Origin of the sequence: Streptomyces sp. Root1304, from assembly GCF_001426405.1 — a bacterium.
Taxonomy (GTDB): domain Bacteria; phylum Actinomycetota; class Actinomycetes; order Streptomycetales; family Streptomycetaceae; genus Streptomyces.
In genome coordinates this window covers 1,108,148-1,131,035 of the sequence record NZ_LMEP01000012.1, presented here as the reverse complement: position 1 = coordinate 1,131,035, position 22,888 = coordinate 1,108,148, and the positions used below count along the sequence as shown (strand labels likewise).

General features: G+C 72.2%; 17 protein-coding genes and 1 pseudogene. 9 read left to right on the top strand and 9 right to left on the bottom strand.

Annotation, left to right across the window (positions count from 1 at the left end; translation table 11 throughout):
• Positions 1-133 precede the first annotated feature (133 nt).
• Positions 134-469 carry a hypothetical protein gene (locus ASD33_RS17920; protein ID WP_056560921.1) on the top strand — a complete coding sequence of 112 codons (336 nt, stop codon included), beginning with the start codon at positions 134-136 and terminating at the stop codon, positions 467-469.
• Positions 470-637: 168 nt separating this feature from the next.
• Positions 638-907 (top strand): DUF6343 family protein, encoded by a 270-nt coding sequence (locus ASD33_RS17915; RefSeq protein WP_056561573.1) that lies wholly within the window; start codon positions 638-640, stop codon positions 905-907.
• A 123-nt stretch (positions 908-1,030) separates the two neighbouring features.
• Here ASD33_RS17915 and ASD33_RS17910 read toward each other — a convergent pair whose 3' ends face one another.
• The 3 genes from ASD33_RS17910 to ASD33_RS17900 all read right to left on the bottom strand — a co-directional run bounded on the left by ASD33_RS17910 (position 1,031) and on the right by ASD33_RS17900 (position 3,066).
• Positions 1,031-1,399 carry a tetratricopeptide repeat protein gene (locus ASD33_RS17910; protein ID WP_056561571.1) on the bottom strand — a complete coding sequence of 123 codons (369 nt, stop codon included), beginning with the start codon at positions 1,397-1,399 and terminating at the stop codon, positions 1,031-1,033.
• A 91-nt stretch (positions 1,400-1,490) separates the two neighbouring features.
• Positions 1,491-2,096, bottom strand: a complete 606-nt coding sequence (coaE, locus tag ASD33_RS17905) for a dephospho-CoA kinase (protein WP_056560918.1) — start codon at positions 2,094-2,096, stop codon at positions 1,491-1,493.
• A 31-nt stretch (positions 2,097-2,127) separates the two neighbouring features.
• Positions 2,128-3,066 (bottom strand): PAC2 family protein, encoded by a 939-nt coding sequence (locus ASD33_RS17900; RefSeq protein WP_056560915.1) that lies wholly within the window; start codon positions 3,064-3,066, stop codon positions 2,128-2,130.
• 236 nt (positions 3,067-3,302) lie between these two features.
• On the opposite strand from ASD33_RS17900, the gene ASD33_RS17895 reads away from it, so the two are divergent.
• Complete coding sequence (locus tag ASD33_RS17895) at positions 3,303-4,268, top strand: right-handed parallel beta-helix repeat-containing protein (protein WP_056560912.1); 966 nt, start codon at positions 3,303-3,305, stop codon at positions 4,266-4,268.
• 98 nt (positions 4,269-4,366) lie between these two features.
• Here the strand turns inward: ASD33_RS17895 and rpsA are convergent, their stop codons facing one another.
• Entirely contained in the window at positions 4,367-5,881 is a 1,515-nt protein-coding gene (gene rpsA / locus ASD33_RS17890) for a 30S ribosomal protein S1 (RefSeq protein WP_056560909.1), read from the bottom strand.
• 346 nt (positions 5,882-6,227) lie between these two features.
• Between rpsA and ASD33_RS17885 the strand changes: the two genes are divergently transcribed.
• Positions 6,228-7,067 carry a class I SAM-dependent methyltransferase gene (locus ASD33_RS17885; protein ID WP_056560906.1) on the top strand — a complete coding sequence of 280 codons (840 nt, stop codon included), beginning with the start codon at positions 6,228-6,230 and terminating at the stop codon, positions 7,065-7,067.
• 144 nt (positions 7,068-7,211) lie between these two features.
• Entirely contained in the window at positions 7,212-9,845 is a 2,634-nt protein-coding gene (gene hrpB / locus ASD33_RS17880) for an ATP-dependent helicase HrpB (RefSeq protein WP_056560902.1), read from the top strand.
• On the opposite strand, the gene ASD33_RS17875 is transcribed toward hrpB, so the two are convergent.
• The 3 genes from ASD33_RS17875 to ASD33_RS17870 form a co-directional block, all read right to left on the bottom strand.
• Positions 9,829-10,827 (bottom strand): DUF3068 domain-containing protein, encoded by a 999-nt coding sequence (locus ASD33_RS17875; protein WP_056560899.1) that lies wholly within the window; start codon positions 10,825-10,827, stop codon positions 9,829-9,831. The two genes, hrpB and ASD33_RS17875, sit on opposite strands and share 17 nt — an antisense overlap.
• A gap of 12 nt (positions 10,828-10,839) precedes the next feature.
• Positions 10,840-10,980 carry an SPW_0924 family protein gene (locus ASD33_RS35020; protein ID WP_107072740.1) on the bottom strand — a complete coding sequence of 47 codons (141 nt, stop codon included), beginning with the start codon at positions 10,978-10,980 and terminating at the stop codon, positions 10,840-10,842.
• A 183-nt stretch (positions 10,981-11,163) separates the two neighbouring features.
• Positions 11,164-12,978, bottom strand: a complete 1,815-nt coding sequence (locus ASD33_RS17870) for a hypothetical protein (protein ID WP_056560896.1) — start codon at positions 12,976-12,978, stop codon at positions 11,164-11,166.
• A 238-nt stretch (positions 12,979-13,216) separates the two neighbouring features.
• Between ASD33_RS17870 and ASD33_RS34210 the strand changes: the two genes are divergently transcribed.
• Positions 13,217-14,140 carry a DUF4184 family protein gene (locus tag ASD33_RS34210; RefSeq protein ID WP_079044826.1) on the top strand — a complete coding sequence of 308 codons (924 nt, stop codon included), beginning with the start codon at positions 13,217-13,219 and terminating at the stop codon, positions 14,138-14,140.
• 217 nt (positions 14,141-14,357) lie between these two features.
• On the opposite strand, the pseudogene ASD33_RS36315 reads toward ASD33_RS34210, so the two are convergent.
• Together ASD33_RS36315 and polA are read right to left on the bottom strand one after the other, a co-directional pair.
• Positions 14,358-14,651: pseudogene (locus tag ASD33_RS36315) on the bottom strand (serine hydrolase); the annotation flags it as partial.
• 666 nt (positions 14,652-15,317) lie between these two features.
• Positions 15,318-17,975: a DNA polymerase I gene (gene polA / locus ASD33_RS17855; RefSeq protein ID WP_242427056.1), complete on the bottom strand. Its 2,658-nt coding sequence runs from the start codon at positions 17,973-17,975 to the stop codon at positions 15,318-15,320.
• A 175-nt stretch (positions 17,976-18,150) separates the two neighbouring features.
• Here polA and ASD33_RS17850 point away from each other — a divergent pair, with 175 nt between their 5' ends.
• The 3 genes from ASD33_RS17850 to ASD33_RS17840 all read left to right on the top strand — a co-directional run bounded on the left by ASD33_RS17850 (position 18,151) and on the right by ASD33_RS17840 (position 22,800).
• Positions 18,151-20,433, top strand: a complete 2,283-nt coding sequence (locus ASD33_RS17850) for an FdhF/YdeP family oxidoreductase (RefSeq protein ID WP_056560884.1) — start codon at positions 18,151-18,153, stop codon at positions 20,431-20,433.
• A gap of 70 nt (positions 20,434-20,503) precedes the next feature.
• Positions 20,504-21,037, top strand: a complete 534-nt coding sequence (locus tag ASD33_RS17845) for a hotdog fold thioesterase (RefSeq protein ID WP_056560881.1) — start codon at positions 20,504-20,506, stop codon at positions 21,035-21,037.
• 527 nt (positions 21,038-21,564) lie between these two features.
• Positions 21,565-22,800 (top strand): branched-chain amino acid ABC transporter substrate-binding protein, encoded by a 1,236-nt coding sequence (locus ASD33_RS17840; protein ID WP_056560878.1) that lies wholly within the window; start codon positions 21,565-21,567, stop codon positions 22,798-22,800.
• The last annotated feature ends 88 nt before the right edge of the window (positions 22,801-22,888 follow it).

Below are 22,888 nucleotides of genomic sequence, written 5' to 3'. Positions count from 1 at the left end.
GAGCGGCCCAGCCCCGGATGACAGCGGGCTCCGGGGGCGGAAGGGTGACGATCAGCGCGTCGGCCGAGCCAGGCACCGACCGCGCCGGAGATCCGCCACGACCGAGATCGACCACGACAGAAGAGGACCCGCCATGTCCGTACGCCGGCGTCTCACGACCGCCACCGGGGCCGTGCTGCTCACCCTCACCGTCGCCGGTTGTTCGGGCCTGGGCCGCACGGCCGTGGGGCCGCTCTCCTACGAGACGCAGCGCGAGCTGCTGGTGAGCGTGACCAGCCCCTTGGTGCAGGGCTGTCACCGCCTCGCGCCCAGCGGTGCCACCAGGGTCGTGAACGACACCCTGGTCGACGTCGTGATGTACCGGACGCGCGACTGCAAGGGCGAGAACTCCATCTACGTCCCCACCAACTCCTCGAACAGGATCGCGCCGGGCACCCTGCCGTGGCGCAGCTACAGCATCATCCACTGATCACGCCGCGCCGCCGGTCGCGGCGTCCGTACCGGTTTCCTTCCCGGCGTCCTCGTGTCTGTCACGGGCGTCCGTCCCGGCCGGTGGCGGCGACGGTTCCCTTCCTCCTCCATCGGGTCCATCCTGGAAGTGCCCCTCCACGGGCTCCGACGGGAGACGGTGACCGTCATGCGGACCGGGAACGAACCGGCGAACGCGCGCAGCGCCCTGCGCATGCGCTTCTGGCTGAGCGTGTGGGGGCTGCTCTGGGCGGTCTTCGGCACGACCGTGTTCTCGCTGCTCGGCAGCACGGGCTGGGCCACGGCCTGCGGTGTGCTGTTCCTGGTGGCCCTGGTCGACATGACGACGGTGCTGCACCACATCCACCAGGGCCCGCACTGGCAGCCGGGCCGGAACATCCCCCCGTACGAGCCCGACCACGGCGGGACGCGCCGCTGAGCGGTCGCGCCCGTCCTCCGTGACGTCGCGCCCGTCCTCCGTGACGTCGCGCCCGTCCTCCGTGACGTCGCGCCCGTCCTCCGTGACGTCGCGCCCGTCCTCCGTGACGGGGACCGGCAGCGCCTACTTCTCCGTGTCGAAGCCCGCCGCCTGGAGGTACTCCGGCTTCGGGTCGAGCGCGGCGGCGAGGCGGAAGTGCCGGGTGGCCCGGGCGGTCAGGCCGGAGCGCTCGAAGGTGCGGGCGAGCGCGAAGTGCGCGAAGGCGTTGTCCGGCTCGCGCTCCAGGACCAGTTCGAATTCCAGCTGGGCGGGACGCAGCTGCGCGGCGGCGAAGAACGCCCGGGCGCGCAGCAGCCGGGCGGCCGTGTTCTCGGGATGGGCGGCGATCACCGAGTCCAGCAGCTTCACCGCGCCGCGAGGGTCCCGGGCGGCCAGCAGGTGCTCGGCGGCGCGGAAGTCGATGACGTGCGTTTCCGGGTTTCTGTCGGCCACCATGGAATCCTTCCCCTCGATCCGGTGGTTGAACACCGGACCCGGCACCCTCATTCCGCCGCCGGCCGGGGCGCGCCGCCCGGGGCGGCTCCTACGCGGTGCCCGCCGCCCGGCGCTCCAGTTCCTCCCAGACCTTCCGCACCTGCGGTTCCAGGGCGTCGAGCGGGCCGTTGTTGTCGATCACCACGTCCGCCACCGCCAGCCGCTGCGCGCGCGTGGCCTGGGCCGCCATCCGGGCGCGTGCCTCGGACTCGGCCATGCCCCGGAGCCGTACGAGCCGGTCGAGCTGGGTCTCGGGGGACGCGTCGACGACCACGACCAGGTCGTACAGCGGTGCGAGGCCGTTCTCGGTGAGCAGCGGTACGTCGTGGACGACGACATCCCCGGGCACCGCGCGGCCCTGCAGCTCCGCCGACCGGGCCCCGACGAGGGGGTGCACGATGGCGTTGAGGGTGGCGAGGCGGTCGGGGTCGGCGAACACGATGGAGCCGAGCTTCGGCCGGTCGAGCGCCCCTTCCCCGGTGAGTACGCCGTCCCCGAAGGCCTCGACGACGGCCGCGAGCCCCGGCGTGCCGGGTTCGACGACCTCACGGGCGATCCGGTCCGCGTCGATCAGCACGGCCCCGTACGAGACGAGCAGCCGTGACACTTCGCTCTTGCCGGCGCCGATCCCGCCGGTCAGGCCCACCTTCAGCATGAGCGGCAGCTTAGGGCCTGCCCCGGCGGGGCTAGGCGTCGCCCTCCCGCTCCGCGAGGAAGCGCTCGAACTCGCGGCCCAGCTCGTCCGCCGAGGGCAGGTCGACCGGCTCGGCGACCAGGCTGCCGCGGGTCTCGGCGCCGGCGACCGCGTCGTACTGGTGCTCGAGGCCCTGCACGAGCGCGACCAGCTCCTCGTCGCCCTCGCCGATCTGGCGGTCGATCTCGGTCTGGGTGCGGCGCGCCTCGGTCCGCAGCGAGTGGGCGACCCCGGGGAGGACGAGGCCGGTGGCGGCGGTGACGGCCTCCAGGGCGGTCAGGGCCGCGTCCGGGTACGGGGAACGCGCGACGTAGTGCGGGACGTGCGCGGCGACACCCAGGGTGTCGTGACCGGACTCGGTCAGCCGGTACTCGACGAGGGACTCGGCGCTGCCGGGCACCTGGGCCTCGTCGAAGGGGCTGCGGTGGCCGGGCATGAGGTCGGTGCGGCTGCCGTGCGGAGTGAGTCCGACGGGCCGGGTGTGCGGCACGCCCATGGGGATGCCGTGGAAGTTGACGGAGAGGCGCACGCCGAGACGCTCGACGATCTGCCGGACGGCGACGGCGAACCGCTCCCACTCCACGTCGGGCTCCGGGCCGGACAGCACGAGGAAGGGGGCGCCGGTGGCGTCCTGGACGAGGCGGACCTCGATGGACGGCGTCTCGTACGCGGTCCAGCGGTCGCGCCGGAAGGTGAGCAGCGGGCGGCGGGCGCGGTAGTCCACGAGCCGGTCGTGGTCGAAGCGGGCCACCAGCTGGTGGGGCAGGGTGTCGAGCAGCCCCTCGACGATCTGCTCGCCGGTCTCACCCGCGTCGATGTAGCCCTCGAAGTGGTAGAGCATGACCAGCCCGGCCGACTCCTGCGCCAGGGCCAGATCGACGACCGCCAGGCCCTTCGCGTCCCATTCGTACAAATCCTGGGGATCAAGCACGATTACCGCTCCTCCTCGTGTTCTCTCTGAAAACGTCTCGTGCCGCGCGACCATTCCCGTGACACGCGGCTTCCGGTGGGCGGCTTCCGGTGGTTCGGCCCCGCGAACTCCGGCCACTGGTCCAGACCTTGACACGTCCGGCACGGCTCCCTACCGTCTCGGGACAGCTTCGCGTTCAGCATTTCGACCCTCGTGCACATACAGGAACTCCCCCACTCCGCACGGAAGGCACCCCCATGCGCACCCGGACGCTGCTCCTCCCCCTGCTCCCGGCGCTCCTCGCCGTCCCCCTCGTCACCGCCCCCGCCTCCGCCGCCCTCGCCTCCTCCGCAGCGACCGTCGAGGTCTCGACCGCGGCGCAGCTGAAGACGGCGCTCACCAACGCCCGCCCCGGCGACACGATCCACCTCGCGGACGGCACGTACACGGGGAACTTCAAGGCGGCGGTCCCCGGCACCTTCTCGGCCCGGATCACCCTGACCGGCTCCTCGCGCGCGGTACTGACGGCGGGCGGCGGCTACGGGCTGCATCTGAACGGTGCCTCGTACTGGACGGTCCAGGGCCTCACGGTGACCGGCGGCCAGAAGGGAATCATGGCCGACGCCGCGGAGAGCGTGGTGATCGACGGGGTGACCGTGCACGACCTCGACATGGAGGGCGTGCACTTCCGCAACTCCAGCAGGAACGGCGTGATCAGGAACTCGCGGATCTACGACACCGGGAACGACGGCCGGGGCATGGGCGAGGGCGTGTACGTCGGCACCGCCAACACGCTCACCGACCGCAGCGACAACGCGCAGATCCTGAACAACGTCATCGGTCCGGACGTCGGCGGCGAGAGCGTCGACATCAAGGAGGGGACCGCCGGGGCGCGGATCGTCGGCAACACCTTCGACGGGCGCGGGCTGACCGGCGCCAACTACGACGACTCCTGGGTCGACGTGAAGGGCAACAACGTCCTCGTCGAGAACAACACCGGCGTGAACACGACCAACAACGGCTACGAGACCCACACCCAGCAGAGCGGCTGGGGCTGCGGGACGGTCTTCCGCGACAACCGTTCGGATCTGACGGGGGCCACCGGAGCCCAGCGGCTGGCGATCAACGTCACCAACCGGAGCGGGAGCTGCGCGACCACGGTGTACGCCTCGAACACGGTGACCGGCGGGAACGGCCTGACGAACATCCCCGTCACACCCTGATCCGCCGGAGAAGGGTGCCGGAACATGACCGAGGCCCGCTCCCCCGAAGGGAAGCGGGCCTCGATTCGCTAGCGGCTAGCGCTCAGCGGAGAGCCTGTTCAGCTCTGGCCGCCGGCCAGCTTCTCGCGCAGGGCGGCGAGCGCCTCGTCCGACGCCAGGGCGCCGGAGTTGTCGTCCGACTCCGAGGAGTACGAACCACCCGAGATGCCCGCACCGGCGTTGCCACCGGCGACCGGGGCGGCAGCGCCCTCGGCAGCAGCGGCCTCGTCGGCCTCGCGGGACTTGATGACCTGAGCCTGGTGCTGCTCGAAGCGAGACTGCGCCTCGGCGTACTGGGTCTCCCAGGCCTCGCGCTGGGTCTCGAAGCCCTCGAGCCAGTCGTTGGTCTCGGGGTCGAAGCCCTCGGGGTAGATGTAGTTGCCCTGGTCGTCGTAGGACGCGGCCATGCCGTACAGGGTCGGGTCGAACTCGACCGAGGCCGGGTCGGCACCGAAGGACTCGTTGGCCTGCTTCAGCGAGAGGCTGATGCGACGACGCTCGAGGTCGATGTCGATGACCTTGACGAAGATCTCGTCGTTGACCTGGACGACCTGCTCCGGGATCTCCACGTGGCGCTCGGCCAGCTCGGAGATGTGGACCAGACCCTCGATGCCCTCGTCCACGCGGACGAACGCACCGAACGGAACCAGCTTGGTGACCTTACCCGGGACGACCTGACCGATCTGGTGCGTACGGGCGAACTGCTGCCACGGGTCCTCCTGCGTCGCCTTCAGCGACAGGGAGACACGCTCGCGGTCCATGTCCACGTCGAGAACCTCGACGGTGACCTCCTGGCCGACCTCGACAACCTCGGACGGGTGGTCGATGTGCTTCCAGGACAGCTCGGAGACGTGCACGAGACCGTCGACGCCACCCAGGTCCACGAAGGCACCGAAGTTGACGATCGAGGAAACGACGCCGGAGCGGACCTGACCCTTCTGCAGGGTGGTGAGGAACGTCTGGCGAACCTCGGACTGGGTCTGCTCGAGCCAGGCACGGCGGGACAGGACCACGTTGTTGCGGTTCTTGTCCAGCTCGATGATCTTCGCCTCGAGCTCCTTGCCCACGTAGGGCTGGAGGTCGCGGACGCGACGCATCTCGACGAGGGAGGCCGGCAGGAAGCCGCGGAGGCCGATGTCGAGGATGAGACCACCCTTGACGACCTCGATGACGGTACCGGTGACGATGCCGTCTTCTTCCTTGATCTTCTCGATCGTGCCCCAGGCACGCTCGTACTGAGCGCGCTTCTTGGACAGGATCAGGCGGCCTTCCTTGTCCTCCTTCTGGAGAACCAGGGCCTCGATCTCGTCGCCGACCTTGACGACCTCGTTCGGGTCGACGTCGTGCTTGATCGAGAGCTCACGGCTCGGGATCACGCCTTCGGTCTTGTAACCGATGTCGAGCAGGACCTCGTCCCGGTCGACCTTCACGATGACGCCGTCGACGATGTCGCCGTCGTTGAAGTACTTGATCGTCTCGTCGATCGCGGCGAGGAAGGCTTCCTCGTTACCGATGTCGTTGACCGCAACCTGCGGGGTGGTGCTGGTGGCGGTGGTCTCGGTGCTGCTCGTCATGTGGGAAAGGGCTCCGGTTACGGACAGAAAGTCGTAGGTACTGCTACGCCGAGAGCCCGTATCGCACCAAGAAGCCGGACAGCCAATGAAGCGCCCTTCCGCGAACGGCAGGGAGCCTCGAAAACCGAGGGGACATACAACAGGTACGAGCGCGGCCTGCTCCGTCTGAGGCGCGCAGGCCCGCAGCGCAACCTTTAGCATACGGGGGCGGCCGGACAGGGTCAATGCGCGAAGCGCGCACCCGGGGCAGATCCCCTCAACTCCGGCACCAACTTGTGTCCTTCCACGCCTCATCGGCGGGATCCGCGCACAGCGGCACTGAGCGCAAACTACATCGGCGGGCGAGATGAACCAAGAGTACGAACACGAAGTCCCCTCCGACTCGGCCGAGGACGAGGCGGAGGCGACCCGGCGTGACGCGGGGGACGCGGAGAGCAGCCGGGCCAGCCGTGGCTGGTGGGACAGGAACGCCGACGAGTACCAGAGCGATCACGGATCGTTCCTGGGCGACGACCGGTTCGTCTGGGGTCCCGAGGGGCTCGACGAGGCGGACGCCGGACTCCTCGGGCCTGCCGCGTCGCTGAAGGGTCTCGACGTCCTGGAGATCGGCGCGGGCGCGGCCCAGTGCTCGCGGTGGCTGGCCGCGCAGGGGGCGCGGCCGGTGGCCCTCGACCTCTCGCACCGGCAGCTCCAGCACGCGCTGCGGATCGGCGGGGAGGTGCCGCTCGTGGAGGCCGACGCCGGGGCGCTGCCCTTCCGGGACGCCTCCTTCGACCTGGCGTGCTCGGCGTACGGCGCGGTGCCGTTCGTCGCCGACCCGGTGCGGGTGTTCCGTGAGGTGCGGCGGGTGCTGCGGCCGGGCGGCCGGTGGGTCTTCTCGGTGACCCACCCGATCCGCTGGGCGTTCCCCGACGAGCCGGGCCCCGAGGGCCTGTCGGTCGCGGCCTCCTATTTCGACCGCACCCCTTATGTGGAGCAGGACGAGCAGGGGCGGGCGGTGTACGTGGAGCACCACCGGACGATCGGCGACCGGGTGCGGGACGTGGTGGCCGGCGGCTTCCGGCTGGTGGACCTGGTCGAGCCGGAGTGGCCGGCGTGGAACGGTCAGGAGTGGGGCGGCTGGTCCCCGCTGCGGGGGAACCTGATCCCGGGGACGGCGATCTTCGTCTGCGAGCGGGCGGAGTAGCCGTGGAGTAGCGGCGGAGCGGCCGGTGCCCGGGGGAGGCGCGGCTGTGGACCGACCGTCCGGACCGTTGCGCTTGTCGTACTTATAGGTGGGCCCTGTGGACAACGGGGCCCACCTTTTTTCTTGGCATACGAGACTGAGTGCGTGATCCGAAATGACGCACTCGACCGTCTCCCCGTCCGCCATGCCGTCCCCGAGCTGCTCGACGCACTCGACCGGCGCGGTACGGCCGTGCTGTCCGCGCCTCCCGGCACGGGCAAGACGACCCTGGTGCCGCTCGCGCTCGCGGGCCTCATAGGGGAGGGACCGCGGCGACGGGTCCTGGTGGCCGAGCCGCGCCGGATGGCGGTGCGGGCGGCGGCACGGCGGATGGCGTGGCTGCTCGGCGAGGAGGTCGGTGGCACGGTCGGCTTCTCCGTGCGCGGCGAGCGCCGGACCGGTCCGGCGACCCGGGTCGAGGTGGTGACCACGGGCATCCTGCTCCAGCGGCTGCAGCGGGACCCCGAGCTGGCGGGCGTGGACGTGGTCCTGCTCGACGAGTGCCACGAGCGGCACCTCGACGCCGACACGGCGATGGCCTTCCTGGTGGACGTGCGGGCCACGCTGCGGCCGGAGCTGGCGCTGATCGCCGCGTCGGCGACGAGCGACGCGGCGGCCTGGGCGGATCTCCTCACGGTCCTGGAGGGTTCCGGCCCGGCGCCGGTCGTCCGGAGCAAGGGCGAGGGGCACGGCTGTCGCGTCCACTACGCGGCCCCGCCCGCCGGCATCCGGCCGGCGCACGGCACCTGGGTGGACCCGGCGCTGCTGCGGCACGTCGCCGCGACGGTCCGGCTGGCGTTGGACCGGCACGAGGGGGACGTCCTCTGTTTCCTTCCGGGTACGGGGGAGATCGCGCGGACGGCCGGGATGCTGGCCGACGTCGACGCGGAGGTGCTCCAGCTGCACGGGCGGGCCGCCGCGTCGGTGCAGGACGCGGTGCTGCGCGGCACCGAGCCGGGCGGGAGGCGCCGGGTGGTGCTCTCGACCTCGGTGGCCGAGTCGAGCCTGACGGTGCCGGGGGTCCGGATCGTCGTGGACTCGGGGCTCGCCCGGGAACCCCGGACGGACCACGCCAGGGGGCTGGGCTCGCTGGCGACGGTGACGGTCTCCGAGGCGACGGCGACCCAGCGACTGGGCCGGGCGGGCCGTGAGGCCTTCGGCCAGGTGTACCGCTGCTGGGCCGAGGCGAACGACGGGGGCAGGCCGCGTTTCCCTTCCCCGGAGATCAAGGTCGCCGACCTGGCGGACTTCGCCCTCCGGGTCGCCTGCTGGGGCGATCCGACGGCGGAGGGGCTCGCCCTGCTCGACCCGCCGCCCGCCGGTGCGATGGCCGCGGCGCGCTCGGTCCTCGGGTCGGTCGGAGCCGTGGACGCGGCGGGCCGGGCCACCGGACGCGGGGTACGCATGTCCCGCCTCGGGCTCCACCCCCGGCTGGGGCGCGCCCTCCTGGACGGGACGCCGGAGGTCGGGGCGCGGCGGGCGGCGGAGGTGGTGGCACTGCTCAGCGAGGAACCGCCGCGGGACTACGGGGACGACCTGGCGGCGGCCTGGCGGGCGGCCCGCCGGGGTGCCGACGGATACGGCGCCCGCTGGAAGGCGGAGGCACGCCGCCTGGAGCGCTCGGCCGGGGAGGCGGCGGACCGGCGGGGAGGGGACGGCGCGGGACCGGCCGGCGGGGAGACGGCCGGGGCGGATGGTGCGGGAAGTGGGGCTGTGCGGGCCCGGGGGCGCGGCTCGGCGGCGGGGGCCCCGGTCGGGGACGACGCGGTGGTCGGGCTGGTGACCGCACTGGCCTTCCCCGAGCGGGTGGCCCGGGTCCGGGAGCAGGGCGGGTATCTGATGGTGTCGGGCAGCGGTGCCCGGCTCGCCGAGGGTTCCGCGCTGCGGGCCTCGCCCTGGCTGGCCGTGGCGGTGGCGGACCGTACGGCGCGGGACGCGACGGCGCGGGTGCGGCTGGCGGCCGTGGTGGACGAGGAGATGGCCCGGTGGGCGGCGGGGCAGCTGCGCTCGACCGGCGAGGAGGTCCGCTGGGAGGAGGGGGACGTGGTCGCCCGCTCGGTCGACCGGCTGGGCGCGGTCGAGCTGACGGTCCGTCCGCTCGGGGCGAAGGCCGATCCGGCGCTCGTACGGGAGGCGCTGCTCGACGGGCTGCGGCGGGAGGGGCTCGGGCTGCTGCGGTGGAACCGGGAGGCCGGGGAACTGCGCGAGCGGCTGGCCTTCCTGCACCGGGAGCTGGGTGAGCCCTGGCCGGACATGGCGGAGGGGGCGCTGGTCGACCGGGCCGGGGAGTGGCTGGAGCCGGAGTTGTCCCGGGCCTCGCGGCGCGCCGATCTGGGGCGGATCGACGCCGGTGAGGCGCTGCGGCGGCTGTTGCCGTGGGCGTCGGGCGAGGCGGGCCGGCTGGGCGAGCTGGCACCGGAGCGGATCGAGGTACCGAGCGGCTCGCGGATCCGGGTCGAGTACGGGGGTGAGCGGCCGGTGCTCGCGGTGAAGCTCCAGGAGATGTTCGGCCTGGCCGAGACGCCCCGGGTGGCGGGGGTCCCGGTGCTGGTCCATCTCCTCTCCCCCGCCGGGCGGCCGGCGGCCGTGACCGCCGACCTGGCGTCGTTCTGGCGGGACGGCTACCGGGCGGTGCGGGCGGAGCTGAGGGGGCGGTACCCGAAGCACCCGTGGCCGGAGGACCCCGCGGCGGCGGAGCCGACCCGGCACACGAGCGCGCGGCTCAGACGGGAGGGGTGACCGGGGCCGCGGTGGTGACGGTGTCGACGGGGGCGTCGTCCGCCGGGCGGCGGGAGCGGGCTTCGAGCCAGAGGGAGAGGGAGAGGAGGAGAAGGGCCAGGAGGGTGAAGCTCCAGGGGAGGTAGGAGACCAGCATCAGCACCATGAGGCGGTTGGAGGAGACCATGTCGCCGATGCTCCGCAGGTAGTCCTCGCGCATCTTCACGTGCCCCTCGAAGACCGTGAGGGTGTCGCGGCCCATCAGCGCCTTGGCGTTGCGGAGCTCCTCCTTGTGGATCTCCTCGCCGTTGACGGGGGCGCCGGTGACCGGCTCGATCCAGAACATCCGCTTGGTCGAGTACCAGCGGGTGAGGCCGGATTCGGTGATGACCTCCGGGGGGATCTTCACCGGCATGGTCTTGGGCATGGGGACCTGGGTCCAGGGGATGGTCTGCTCGAAGTAGTAGACCTCCATGCCCCGGAAGGTGCGGGTGCCCACGAAGTGGATGGGGGCCGAGGTGCGGGTCTGGGCGTCGAAGTACTGGTAGTCCCGCTTCTCGGTGAGGAAGGGGAACTTGAACTCGATGCCCTCGCGCCGGACGGCGTCGCCGTCGACGGACTCGCCGGTGACGTGGACGGGGTCCTGGGTGTGGGCGTCGAAGATGTACCGCTCGGGGACCTTGGAGACCATCTTCCCGTCGGGGCCCGTGACATAGGCGAGGGCGTCCCAGACGACGACGTCCCGGCCGGCGTCGCGTTCGATGCGCCGGGACTCCTCCACGTTGCCCTTGAGGGTCTGGATGATCGTGATCTTCTCGACCTGCTCGGACTTGAGCGTGGAGTAGTTGAGGAGGGTCGCGGGCTTCGCCTCCAGGACGGTCTCCTGGTACTGGTTCGGCGGGATCTTGGCCAGCCGGGGGAAGGCGTACCAGCGCAGGGTCGGGGCCATCGCGGCGCAGAAGACGGCGAGGGAGAGCAGGACGAGACTGGCTCGGCGGCGCACGGCGGTCGCCCCTTACTTCTTGGGGCCGGGATCGGCGGTCAGCAGGGGCTTGGGCGAGGTGGGGCCGTCGGGCGGCAGATCGACCACCGAGAGGAGCAGGACGAAGAGGAGGACTGGTGCGAGTCCGATGGCGGCGGCGACGAGGGCGCGCATGGTCGGCCTCCCGGTATGCGATCTGATGAGTCGTCAGGGCTGGGGCACCGTAGCAACGCGACCGCGAGATGAGAACACGTTGCACCCGGGCAACGCGAAGCGCCGCCCCTCCGCCCGGTGGGCGGAGAAGCGGCGCGGGGAGGCGGCGCTGAGCGCGGGTGAGGCCCGGTCGAGGGCCGGGGATCAGGCCGAGGGAGAGGAGGAGGGGGAGGAAGGTGAGGCGGACGGGGTGGCCTCGGGCGAGCCGCTGCCGGACGGGGACGGGTCCGGGGTGGGCGTGGTGGCCGGTGCCGTGACCGTCAGCGTGATCTCCGTGCTGCCTCCGCCGGGCGCGGTGAGGCGCAGCACGTACGCGCCGGCCTTGTCGCCCGCGAAGAGCTCGGGGAGGGAGATCAGACCGTTCTCGTCGGTCGTGAGCGTGAGGGTGCGGAGGGGGTTGCCCGCCGCGTCCTTGAAGTACGGGCCGTCGGCGCTCTCCGCGGTGTCCGCCGCCGAGGCGACGACCACGGCGGTGACGACGACGCCGGGGGCGAGCGCGCCCCCGTCGGTGGCCTTCGCCTGCACCCGCTGGGCGTATGCGGTGCCGGTGGTGGCCGTCAGGGGGTCACCACCGACCCGGGCGAGGGCGTCCGCCTGCCGTTCGGTGACGGTCGCGGTGAACTCGGCCGCGGCCAGGGTGCGGCCGACGACGGTGGCCTTGATCGTGAACGACCCGGTCTTCTCGCCGGCCTTCGGCAGGGGGGCCGTCGCGATGCCGGCGGAGCCCGTGGTGACGGTCGCGGTGGTCGAGCCGCCGGGGAAACGGGAGTCGGTGGTCCCGGTGATCTCGAAGCGGATCTCGACCCCGCTGACCGGGGTGCCGACGCCGTCGAGCGCGGCGACCGCGGGGGCCTTGGCGAAGGCGTTCCCGGTGGTCGCGGTCAGCTTGCCCGTCGCGACGGGCGAGAGGCGGGTGACCTTGGCGGCGGGCGGCACGGTCGGCGGCTTCGTCGGCGGGGTGACCGGGGGCTTGGTGGGGGTGGTGGGCGCGGTCGGCGGCGGGGTGGCCTCCCCCGGGGTGCCCGGCTTCGACGGCTTCGGGTTCGGCGTGGGGGTCGCCGGGAGGCGTACCGGCGGCAAGGTGGGGGCGGGGCGGTGACCCTGGCCCCGGCCGTCGCTGCGGTCGACCGGGAGCATGCCCGTGCCGTCCGGGACCTGGTGGGTGCCGCGCTGGTAGTAGGTGAACCAGGACAGGACCGTGTTCAGGTACTCCGTCGAGCGGTTGTAGCTGAGGATCGCCCGGTCGAGGTCGGCCTTGAGCGCCAGGTCGCGGTCGTTCGCGCAGAGGTAGAGCCCGGCGGCCTGCGCGGCGTCGTAGATGTTGTTCGGGTCCTTCTTCCCGTCGCTGTTGGCGTCCTGGCCCCAGACGGCCCAGGTGGACGGGATGAACTGCATCGGGCCGACGGCGCGGTCGTGGGTCTTGTCGCCGTCGTAGGCGCCGCCGTCGGTGTCGGAGATGTTGGCGAATCCGACGCCGTTGAGGATGGGGCCGAGGATCGGCGACAGCGTCGTGCCGTTGGCGTCGACCCGGCCGCCGCGCGCCTGGCCGGACTCGACCTTGCCGATGCCGGCGAGCAGCTGCCAGGGCAGGTTGCAGCCGGGGTCGGTGGAGCGGATCGACTGCTCGGCGCGCTGGTAGGCGGAGATCACGGACGCGGGTATGCCGGCCTCGGCGGGCCCGGTGAAGGCCGGCGGGACGGCGGGCGTCACACCGGGCTTGTTCGGGGTGTTCAGCGGCGGCAGGTCCGTGTAGTACGGCGAGTCACCGGTGGCGGAGCCGTCACCGGGGGGCGTCGCGGTGTCCCCGGCGCCGACGGAACGGTCGCCTCCCGCGTTGTCCGTGGGCGGAGAGACCGCTTCCGGCGCCTGCGAGGCGGCGAGCGCGGCGACCGCCGCGGCCACCACCGCACCGCTGGTGGCTCCCCTGCGCAGCCTGCGGCCCAAATGCGTCGCTGACATGTCCGTGGTCCCTTCCCCCTCGACTCCGGCCCCACGCTCCCCGCGTGTGACCCCCGGCGACCCTATGCCAACACCGGCCCACCAGGCACCGGCGCCTGACCCTGTTTCACGCTTTCGTCACCTCTCGGCCGCTTCCGGACCCGGCGCGTACGGGAACCGGGGGGCCGGTCCGGGGCCTCTTCCCCGGTGGCCGACGACGTGCCGCGGCCGTCACCACCGGAACCTGGGGGAAGTCCCGTTGCCCTTCACGCTGAGTCATGCCGCTGCCGTGCTGCCCGGACTGCGCCGGAACGGGACCGCGCGCGGGCCGCTGGTCGCGTCCGCGCTCGTCGCGGGCTCCTTCGCGCCCGACATGACCTACTTCGCCGCGACGGCCTTCCCCGGGGCGATGACCTTCGGGGACGTCACCCACTCCCCCGTCGGCGTCGTCACCGCCGACGTGCTGATCACGGCCCTGCTCGTGGGTCTGTGGCTGACCGTCCGCGAGCCGCTCGTGGCGCTGCTGCCCGCCGGATGGCGCGGGCGGGTGTACGGGCTGGTCCGGGGCCGGCCCTGGCGTGACCGGCACCCGGCCGCGCTCGCCGGATGGTTCGGCCTCTCCGCCGCGCTCGGCGCGACCACCCACGTCGTGTGGGACTCCTTCACCCACATCGACCGCTGGGGCACGCGGGCGATCCCGGTGCTCGGCGACGTCGTCGCCGGGTTCCCGGTCTACCTCTACGCGCAGTACGGGGGTTCGGCGCTGGCCCTGGGCTTCCTCGGGTGGTTCCTCGCGCGGGCGCTGCGCTCCGCCGCTCCCGGCCCGGCGCTGCCCGCCGGGGTGCCGGTCCCGGACCGGCGGGGGCGGCTCCTTGCCGTGGGGCTGATCGGCGGCTGTGTCCTCGCCGGGATCGGGCACCGGGTGCTGCGCTGGGCCGCGTACTGGGGCTGGGACCGGATCGAGACGCCCCTGGACGTCATTCCGACGGCCTGCTTCGGGGCCGGCGCGGGGCTCGCCGTCGGACTCGTGCTGTACGGGACGTGGGTGCGGCTGTCCGCCCGGCCGGGCCGGGGCCCTGCTCCGGTGGGGCCTTCGGGGGAGCCTGTTCCGTCGGGTCGGTCCGTTCCGGAGGGCGCGCGCCCGGCGGCTCGTACGGAGCGCTCCCGTCAGGGGTCTCGCTGATCTTCTCCGGCGGGGTGAAGCCCCGGGCCGCGGTGCCGCCGCCGGAGAGGGCGCGGTGCACGACGAGGGCGATCCCCTCCAGGGTCCGGACGCCGTACCGCATGGTGGGGTTGTCGTGGCTGAGGAGGGCGATGCGGTAGTCGAGCGCACCGCCCGGGGCGGGCGAGGCCGGGCGCGCGATGCCGATGCTGTGGACGCGCCAGGCGTGGGTGGCGCGGGGCAGCCAGCCGTTCTTGAGGTGGACCTTGACCGTGCGGGGGGCGCCCGCGGAGACGCCCCAGGCCTGGTCGTGGGCGACCTGGCCCATCAGGTTCATCGCCTCGGCGCGGCGGGAGACGGCGGCGAGCAGGGCCAGTTGGTCGCGGGCGGTGGTGCGGGTGAGCCCCCAGTAGCGGTCGTGGCCGAGGACGGTGTCCTGGGCGCCGGCCTCGCGCAGCACCCTGTTCAGCCGGGCGCGGGACAGGCCCTGCCAGAGGTCGGAGGCCGCGGTGTTGTCGGAGCGCGTGATCATCGCCTTCATGCGCCTGGCCTCCAGGCGGGTCGGCGCCCGGCCGAGCTCCTCGGCGCGGCCGAGGACGGCCTGCATGATCAGGACCTTGGCGACGCTGGCGGAGTCGTAGGCCAGGGTGTCGTCGAGCCGGCAGCGCAGTTCGCGGGCGGGGTCGTGGACGGCGACGGAGACCGTGCCGTCGCGGCCCTTGAGGACGGCCGCGATGTCCTGGGAGAGCCGGAGGGCGAGGGCGGGCTCGCGGGTCGAGGTGCAGAGGGCGGCTGCCCGGTGCGCCTCGGCGGGCCAGGGCCAGGTGGTGGCGGACGCGCCGAGCAGGGCGCCGAGGAGGGCCCAGGTGGGGAGGCGGGGGCGGCGGCGCGGGGTCATGCCCCCAGTTTCGGGAGCGGAGGTGGTGGGGCGCCCTCCGACTGGTCCGAGTGGCGCACAGGCGCCGGGGCCGGGCGCCTGTGCTGGCCGTGACGCCCTGTCGTCCAGGAGCCTCGGCCCGGCAGGGGCGATGTCCCGCGTGCCCGCCCTCCCCCGGACTTCGTCCGGGAACCCCCACGCCCCGGCGGGACGCTTGCCCGCACGGAGGCGGGAGCGGGGCGAGGCGACGGCCCACGGCGTGCGGGCCGAAGGCGCCACCGGGGCCGGGCGATCGCCCGGCCCCGGTGGGCCGTCATCGCGTCAGTGAGCCGCCGAGTCCCAGTTCGGGCCCACGCCCACCGAGACGTCGAGGGGGGCTCGCAGGTCGGCCGCGGCCGACATCTGTTCGCGGAGCAGGGCCTCGACCCGCTCGCGCTCGCCGGGGGCGAGTTCGAGCACGATTTCGTCGTGGACCTGGAGGAGCATCCGGGAGGCGAGGCCCTCCTCGGCCAGCGCCCGGTCGACGTTGAGCATGGCGACCTTGACGATGTCGGCGGCCGTGCCCTGGATCGGGGCGTTGAGCGCCATCCGCTCGGCGGCCTCGCGGCGCTGCCGGTTGTCGCTGTTGAGGTCGGGGAGGTACCGGCGGCGGCCGAGCATCGTCTCGGTGTACCCGGTGGCGCGGGCCTCGTCGACGACACGGCGCAGGTAGTCCCGTACCCCTCCGAAGCGCTCGAAGTAGGTGTCCATCAGGCCGCGGGCCTCGCCCGGGTCGATGTTCAGCTGCTGCGAGAGGCCGAAGGCGGAGAGGCCGTAGGCCAGGCCGTACGACATGGCCTTGATCTTGCGGCGCATCTCCGCGTCGACGGCGGACCGCTCGACGCCGAAGACCTGGGAGGCGACGGTGGTGTGCAGGTCCTCGCCGGAGGTGAAGGCCTCGATGAGCCCCTCGTCCTCGGAGAGGTGGGCCATGACGCGCAGCTCGATCTGGCTGTAGTCGGCGGTCATGAGGGCCTCGAAGCCCTCGCCGACGACGAAGCCGTGCCGGATGGCGCGGCCCTCGTCCGTCCGCACCGGCACGTTCTGCAGGTTGGGATCGGTCGAGGAGAGGCGGCCGGTGGCGGCGACGGTCTGGCTGAAGGTGGTGTGGATGCGGTTGTCCGCCGCGACCGTCTTGATCAGGCCCTCGACCGTCGAGCGCAGCCGGGCCTGCTCGCGGTGGCGGAGCATGATCACGGGCAGGTCGTGCTCGGTCTGGCCGGCCAGCCAGGCGAGCGCGTCGGCGTCCGTGGTGTACCCGGTCTTGGTCTTCTTGGTCTTCGGCAGGTTCAGCTCGCCGAAGAAGACCTCCTGGAGCTGCTGGGGCGAGCCGAGGTTGAACTCGTGGCCGACGGAGGCGTGCGCCTCCTTCACGGCCTGCTGCACGGCCCCGGCGAACTGCTGCTCCATGGCCTCCAGGTGGTCGCGGTCGGCGGCGATGCCGTGCCGCTCCAGACGGGCGAGGAGGGCGGAGGTGGGCAGCTCGACCTCGTGGAGCAGCTCGCGGGCGCCGACCTCGCCGAGCCGCTCGTCGAAGGCGTCGGCCAGGTCGAGGACGGCCCTCGCCTGCGTCATGAGGGCCTCGGCCTCGGCGGTGTCGTCGGCGCCGAAGGCGAGCTGTCCGTCGGTGGCGGCGGCCGGGGCCAGCTCACGGCCGAGGTACTCGACGGAGAGCGCGTCGAGGGCGAAGGAGCGGCGGCCGGGCTTGACGAGGTAGGCGGCGAGGGCGGTGTCCATGGTGACGCCCGCGACGCTCCAGCCGTGCTCGGGGAAGACTCGCATGGCGCCCTTGGCGTTGTGCAGGACCTTGGGGCGGCCGGCGTCGGAGATCCACTCGGCCCAGGCGCGCTCGTCGGCCTCGTCGAGCGCGCTCGGCTCGAACCAGGCGGCGGCGCCGTCGGCGGCGGCGAGGGCGACCTCGCTCACGTTCCCCGTGCCGAGGGCCCAGCTGTCGACGGTGGCGACGCCGAGGGGCTCGGTGCCGTGCTCGGCGAGCCAGGGCGCCAGCTCGCCGGCGCCGAGGACGGTGCCGTCGATCTCGACACCGGCGGCGGGGGCCGGGGCGGCCTCCTCGGCGGCGCCCGGGTCGACGGCGAGGAGCCGCTCGCGCAGCGAGGGGTTGCGGATCTCCAGGGTGTCGAGGACGAGGGCGACGGCCCCGCGGTCGTACGGCTCGCGGGCGAGGTCGGTGACCGTCTTCGGCAGCTCGACGTCCTTGGACATCTCGGTCAGCCGGCGGTTGAGCTTGACGGCTTCCAGGTGATCGCGGAAGTTCTGCCCGGCCTTGCCCTTGACCTCCTCGGCGCGCTCGACGAGCTCGGCGAAGGAGCCGAACTGGTTGATCCACTTGGCGGCGGTCTTCTCACCGACGCCCGGGATGCCGGGGAGGTTGTCGGACGGGTCGCCCCGCAGGGCCGCGAAGTCGGGGTACTGCGAGGGCGTGAGGCCGTACTTCTCCTGGACCTTCTCCGGGGTGAAGCGGGTCAGCTCGGAGACGCCCTTGGTGGGGTAGAGCACGGTCGTGCGGTCGGAGACCAGCTGGAAGGAGTCCCGGTCGCCGGTGACGATGAGCACGTCGAAGCCCTCGGCCTCGGCCTGGGTGGCGAGGGTCGCGATGACGTCGTCGGCCTCGAAGCCGTCGACGGCGAAGCGCGGCGCGTGCATCGCGTCGAGCAGCTCGCCGATCAGCTCGACCTGCCCCTTGAACTCGTCGGGGGTCTTGGAGCGGTTCGCCTTGTACTCCGGGAACTCCTCGGACCGCCAGGTCTTGCGGGACACGTCGAAGGCGACCGCGAAGTGGGTGGGGGCCTCGTCGCGGAGCGTGTTCGCCAGCATCGAGGCGAACCCGTAGATCGCGTTCGTCGGCTGCCCGGTCGCGGTGGTGAAGTTCTCCGCGGGGAGCGCGAAGAACGCCCGGTACGCGAGCGAGTGCCCGTCCATGAGGAGCAGGCGGGGGCGGGTGTCTGCGGGGTTCTTCGATGCTGTCTCGGCCACATGACGATCCTGCCACGGACCGCTGACAATCCCGTCCACACCGGCGGGGTCCCGGGCTGTCGGTGCCGCGTGACAGGATCGGGGACGTACGCAGCAGGATTACCGCTCAAGGGAGAGCGCGATGGTCAGCAAGCCGCCGGTGGGCGACCCGGTCCAGGACGCACCGCAGGTCACGCCGCCGCAGCACGCCGCCGCCGGGCTGCCCGCCGTCGGGCACACGCTGCGGATCGCGCAGGAGCAGATGGGGACGCTGCGGACCGCCCGGACCCTGCTCAAGGTCAACCAGAAGGACGGCTTCGACTGTCCCGGCTGCGCCTGGCCGGAGGGCGACAAGCGGCATGTGGCGGAGTTCTGCGAGAACGGCGCGAAGGCGGTCGCCGAGGAGGCGACGCTGCGCCGGGTGACCCCGGAGTTCTTCGCCGCGCACCCGGTGGCGGACCTGGCGACCCGCAGCGGGTACTGGCTGGGCCAGCAGGGCCGGATCACGGAGCCGATGCTGCTGCCCGAGGGCGGCGACCGGTACGAGCCGGTGACCTGGGAGCGGGCCTTCGCGATCCTCGCGGAGGAGCTCCGGGCGCTCGGTTCCCCCGACGAGGCGCTCTTCTACACCTCGGGGCGTACGAGCAACGAGGCCGCGTTCCTGCTCCAGCTCTTCGCCCGCGAGTTCGGCACGAACAACCTGCCGGACTGTTCCAACATGTGCCACGAGTCCTCGGGCTCGGCGCTGACGGAGACCATCGGCATCGGCAAGGGCAGCGTCTCCCTGGAGGACCTGCACCGGGCGGACCTGATCATCGTGGCCGGGCAGAACCCGGGGACGAACCATCCCCGGATGCTGTCCGCCCTGGAGAAGGCGAAGGCGGCGGGCGCGCGGATCATCTCGGTGAACCCGCTGCCGGAGGCGGGGCTGGAGCGCTTCAAGAACCCGCAGACCCCGCAGGGCATGCTCAAGGGCGCCGCGCTCACCGATCTCTTCCTCCAGATCAGGATCGGCGGCGACCAGGCCCTCTTCCGGCTGCTCAACAAGCTGGTCCTGGAGACCGCCGGGGCCGTCGACGAGGCCTTCGTACGCGAGCACACCCATGGGTACGAGGAGTTCGTGGCGGCGGCGAAGGCGGCCGACTGGGACGAGACGCTCGCGGCGACCGGGCTCGACCGCGCCGAGATCGAGCGGGCCCTGGAGATGGTGCTCGCCTCGGAGCGGACGATCGTCTGCTGGGCGATGGGCCTCACCCAGCACAAGCACTCGGTGCCGACCATCCGCGAGGTGGTCAACTTCCTGCTGCTGCGCGGGAACATCGGCCGGCCGGGCGCCGGGGTGTGCCCGGTGCGCGGTCATTCGAACGTGCAGGGCGACCGCACGATGGGGATCTTCGAGCGGCCCGCGCCCGCCTTCCTGGACGCCCTGGACAAGGAGTTCGGGATCGTCTCGCCGCGCCACCACGGCTTCGACGTGGTGCGGTCGATCCAGGCGCTGCGCGACGGCGAGGCGAAGGTGTTCTTCGCCATGGGCGGGAACTTCGTCGGTGCGACCCCGGACACCGAGGTCACCGAGGCCGCGATGCGGAACGCGCGGCTGACGGTGCACGTGTCGACGAAGCTGAACCGCTCGCACGCGGTGACGGGCACCCGCGCGCTGATCCTGCCGACGCTCGGGCGCACCGACAAGGACGTGCAGCGGAGCGGCAAGCAGGTCGTGACGGTCGAGGACTCGATGAGTCTGGTGCACGCCTCGCGCGGCAATCTGCCGCCCGCGAGCCCGCATCTGCTCTCCGAGCCGGCGATCGTGGCGCGGCTGGCCCGCGCCGTCCTCGGCGCGGGGTCGGCGACGCCCTGGGAGGAGTTCGAGGCCGACTACGCGACGATCAGGGACCGCATCGCGCGCGTGGTGCCCGGTTTCGAGGACTTCAACGCGCGGCTCGCGGCGAACCCCGGCGGTTTCGCGCTGCCGCACGGGCCGCGTGACGAGCGCCGCTTCCCGACGAAGACCGGCAGGGCGAACTTCACGGCGGCGCCCGTCGAGTACCCGCGCGTGCCGGAGGGCCGGCTGCTGCTCCAGACGCTGCGCTCGCACGATCAGTACAACACCACGATCTACGGTCTGGACGACCGCTACCGGGGCATCAAGGGGGGCCGCCGGGTGGTGCTGGTCCATCCGGCGGACGCGGCGGCGCTGGGCTTCGCTGACGGGGCGTACGCGGATCTGGTGAGCGAGTGGACGGACGGCAGCGAGCGGCGGGCGCCCGGTTTCCGGGTGGTGCACTATCCGACGTCCCGGGGGTGCGCGGCGGCGTACTACCCGGAGACGAACGTCCTGGTGCCGCTGGAGTCGACGGCGGACGTCAGCAACACCCCCGCGAGCAAGTCCGTGGTCGTCCGTCTGGAACAATCCCCTTCCGCCTAAGCGTTTGCTCAGGCGGTATCAGCAGCCGTACGAAGAGCAGTCGCCGTACGAAGACGAACGGAGCCGGCCCATGGGCGAGCAGCAGCACGTGACGTTCCCGCAGGAGGTCATCGACGAGTACGCGGCGCTGGGCGTCGACCTCCCGGCGCTCTTCTCCGCCGGGCACCTGGGGAACCGGATGGGCGTCCAGATCGTGGAGGCGTCCGCCGAGCGGGTCGTCGGCACGATGCCGGTGGAGGGGAACACCCAGCCGTACGGTCTGCTGCACGGCGGCGCGTCGGCGGTGCTCGCCGAGACGCTGGGCTCCGTCGGCTCGATGCTGCACGGCGGGTCCTCCCGGATCGCCGTGGGCGTCGACCTGAACTGCACCCATCACCGCGGGGTGCGCAGCGGGCTGGTGACCGGTGTGGCGACCCCGGTGCACCGCGGCCGCACGACGGCGACGTACGAGATCGTGATCAGCGACGAGCAGGGCAAGCGGGTCTGCTCGGCGCGGCTGACCTGTCTGCTGCGTGAGGTCACCGCGAAGGACGCCGCGATGCTGACGGGCGACGGCCCCGCGGCGGCCTCCGGCGCGGACGCGGCGGTGGCCCCGGGCGCCTGACCAGCGACGGACCACGAAGGGGGCGGCACCCGCGGGTGCCGCCCCCTTCGGCGTTCCCGCCCTTCGCCCACCCTCCCCTTCGTCACGCTGTGTCACATACACACGAGTCGCTCCGACCTGAAGCGGAAGGGCCGGTTCGTCCGCTCAGGTTTCTGCCGCTGTCCGATATCCGGAGAGTCCGCTGAGCGGACCGTCAGTACCAAGAATCGCTCAAGCCCCTTAGCGGAACTGGGCGTTCTCAGTATGTGAACACCGCGTTACCGACCCCTATGCCCCGGTTTTCCCAGGCGCCGCGCACACCATTTCCCCCTCGGCATAACAAGACAGTCACATCCTGTCCTCGCCGCTCCCCGACCCTCCCCACCTGCGCTTAGAGTCACCGCCAGTCACCGCGCCGCCGGGCGCGTTCTACTGCACGGCCTTGTACCAAACCCAGTACGGCCCGGCGTTCCACAACGGCGCCCCTCGCTCCGCAGCTTCACGGCACCGCCTCGTCCGAGGGGGCCGCGCCAGGGAAAGGACCCTTCGTGCGAAACCGTTCGTTGCTCATACTCACCACCGCGGTCACCGCGGGAGCGCTCACGCTCACCGCCTGTGGTTCTCGCGACGACAAGGGTGGCGAGGCCGGGAACGGTGACGGCGGCAATGTCACCGTGACCATCGGTCTCGACGCGCCCCTCACGGGTGAGCTGTCCGCCCTCGGCCTCGGCATCAAGAACTCGGCCGACCTCGCGGTCAAGACGGCCAACGAGAAGGCCTACGTCAAGGGCGTGACCTTCAAGCTGGAGACCCTGGACGACCAGGCGCAGCCCTCCGCCGGCCAGCAGAACGCCACGAAGTTCGTCGCCGACAAGAACGTCCTCGGCGTCGTGGGTCCGCTGAACTCCTCGGTGTCCGAGTCGATGCAGAAGGTCTTCGACGACGCCAAGCTGGTCCAGGTCTCCCCGGCCAACACCAACCCGTCGCTGAGCCAGGGCCCCAACTGGTCCACCGGTGACAAGAAGCGCGGCTACAAGTCGTACTTCCGCACCGCGACCACGGACGCCATCCAGGGCCCGTTCGCCGCGCAGTACGTCTTCAACAAGGCCAAGAAGACCAAGGCCTTCATCATCGACGACAAGAAGACCTACGGCGCCGGCCTCGCGGGCACCTTCAAGGGCGAGTTCGAGAAGCTCGGCGGCAAGGTCCTCGGCACCGAGCACATCAACCCGGACACCAAGGACTTCTCCGCGGTCGCGACCAAGGTGAAGAGCTCCGGCGCCGACGTCGTCTACTACGGTGGCGAGTACCCGGCCGCCGGCCCGCTGGCCAAGCAGATCAAGGAGGCCGGCGCGAAGGTCACCGTCGTCGGCGGCGACGCGATCTACAGCCCCGAGTACGTGAAGCTGGCGGGCGCCACGGCGGCCGAGGGCGACATCGCCACCTCCGTCGGTTCGCCGATCGAGTCCCTCCCGTCCGCCAAGGAGTTCCTGGCCAACTACAAGGCCAAGGGCTACAAGGAGGCCTACGAGGCCTACGGCGGCTACGCCTACGACTCGACCTGGGCGGTCATCGAGGCCGTCAAGAAGGCCACCGAGGGCAACGGCGGCAAGGTCCCGGAGCGCGCCAAGGTCGTCGAGGCCATGCAGGGCGTCTCCTTCGAGGGCGTGACCGGCAAGGTCTCCTTCGACGAGTTCGGTGACACCACGAACAAGCAGCTCACGGTCTACAAGGTCGAGGGCGGCGCGTACAAGCCGGTCGAGTCCGGCACCTTCGGCGGCTGATCCTCAGCAGCCCGTACCGCACCACTCAGCACCACTTTCATCGCGCGGGGGGCCGCACCAGGCGCCCCGCGCGGTGTCACATCCGTCG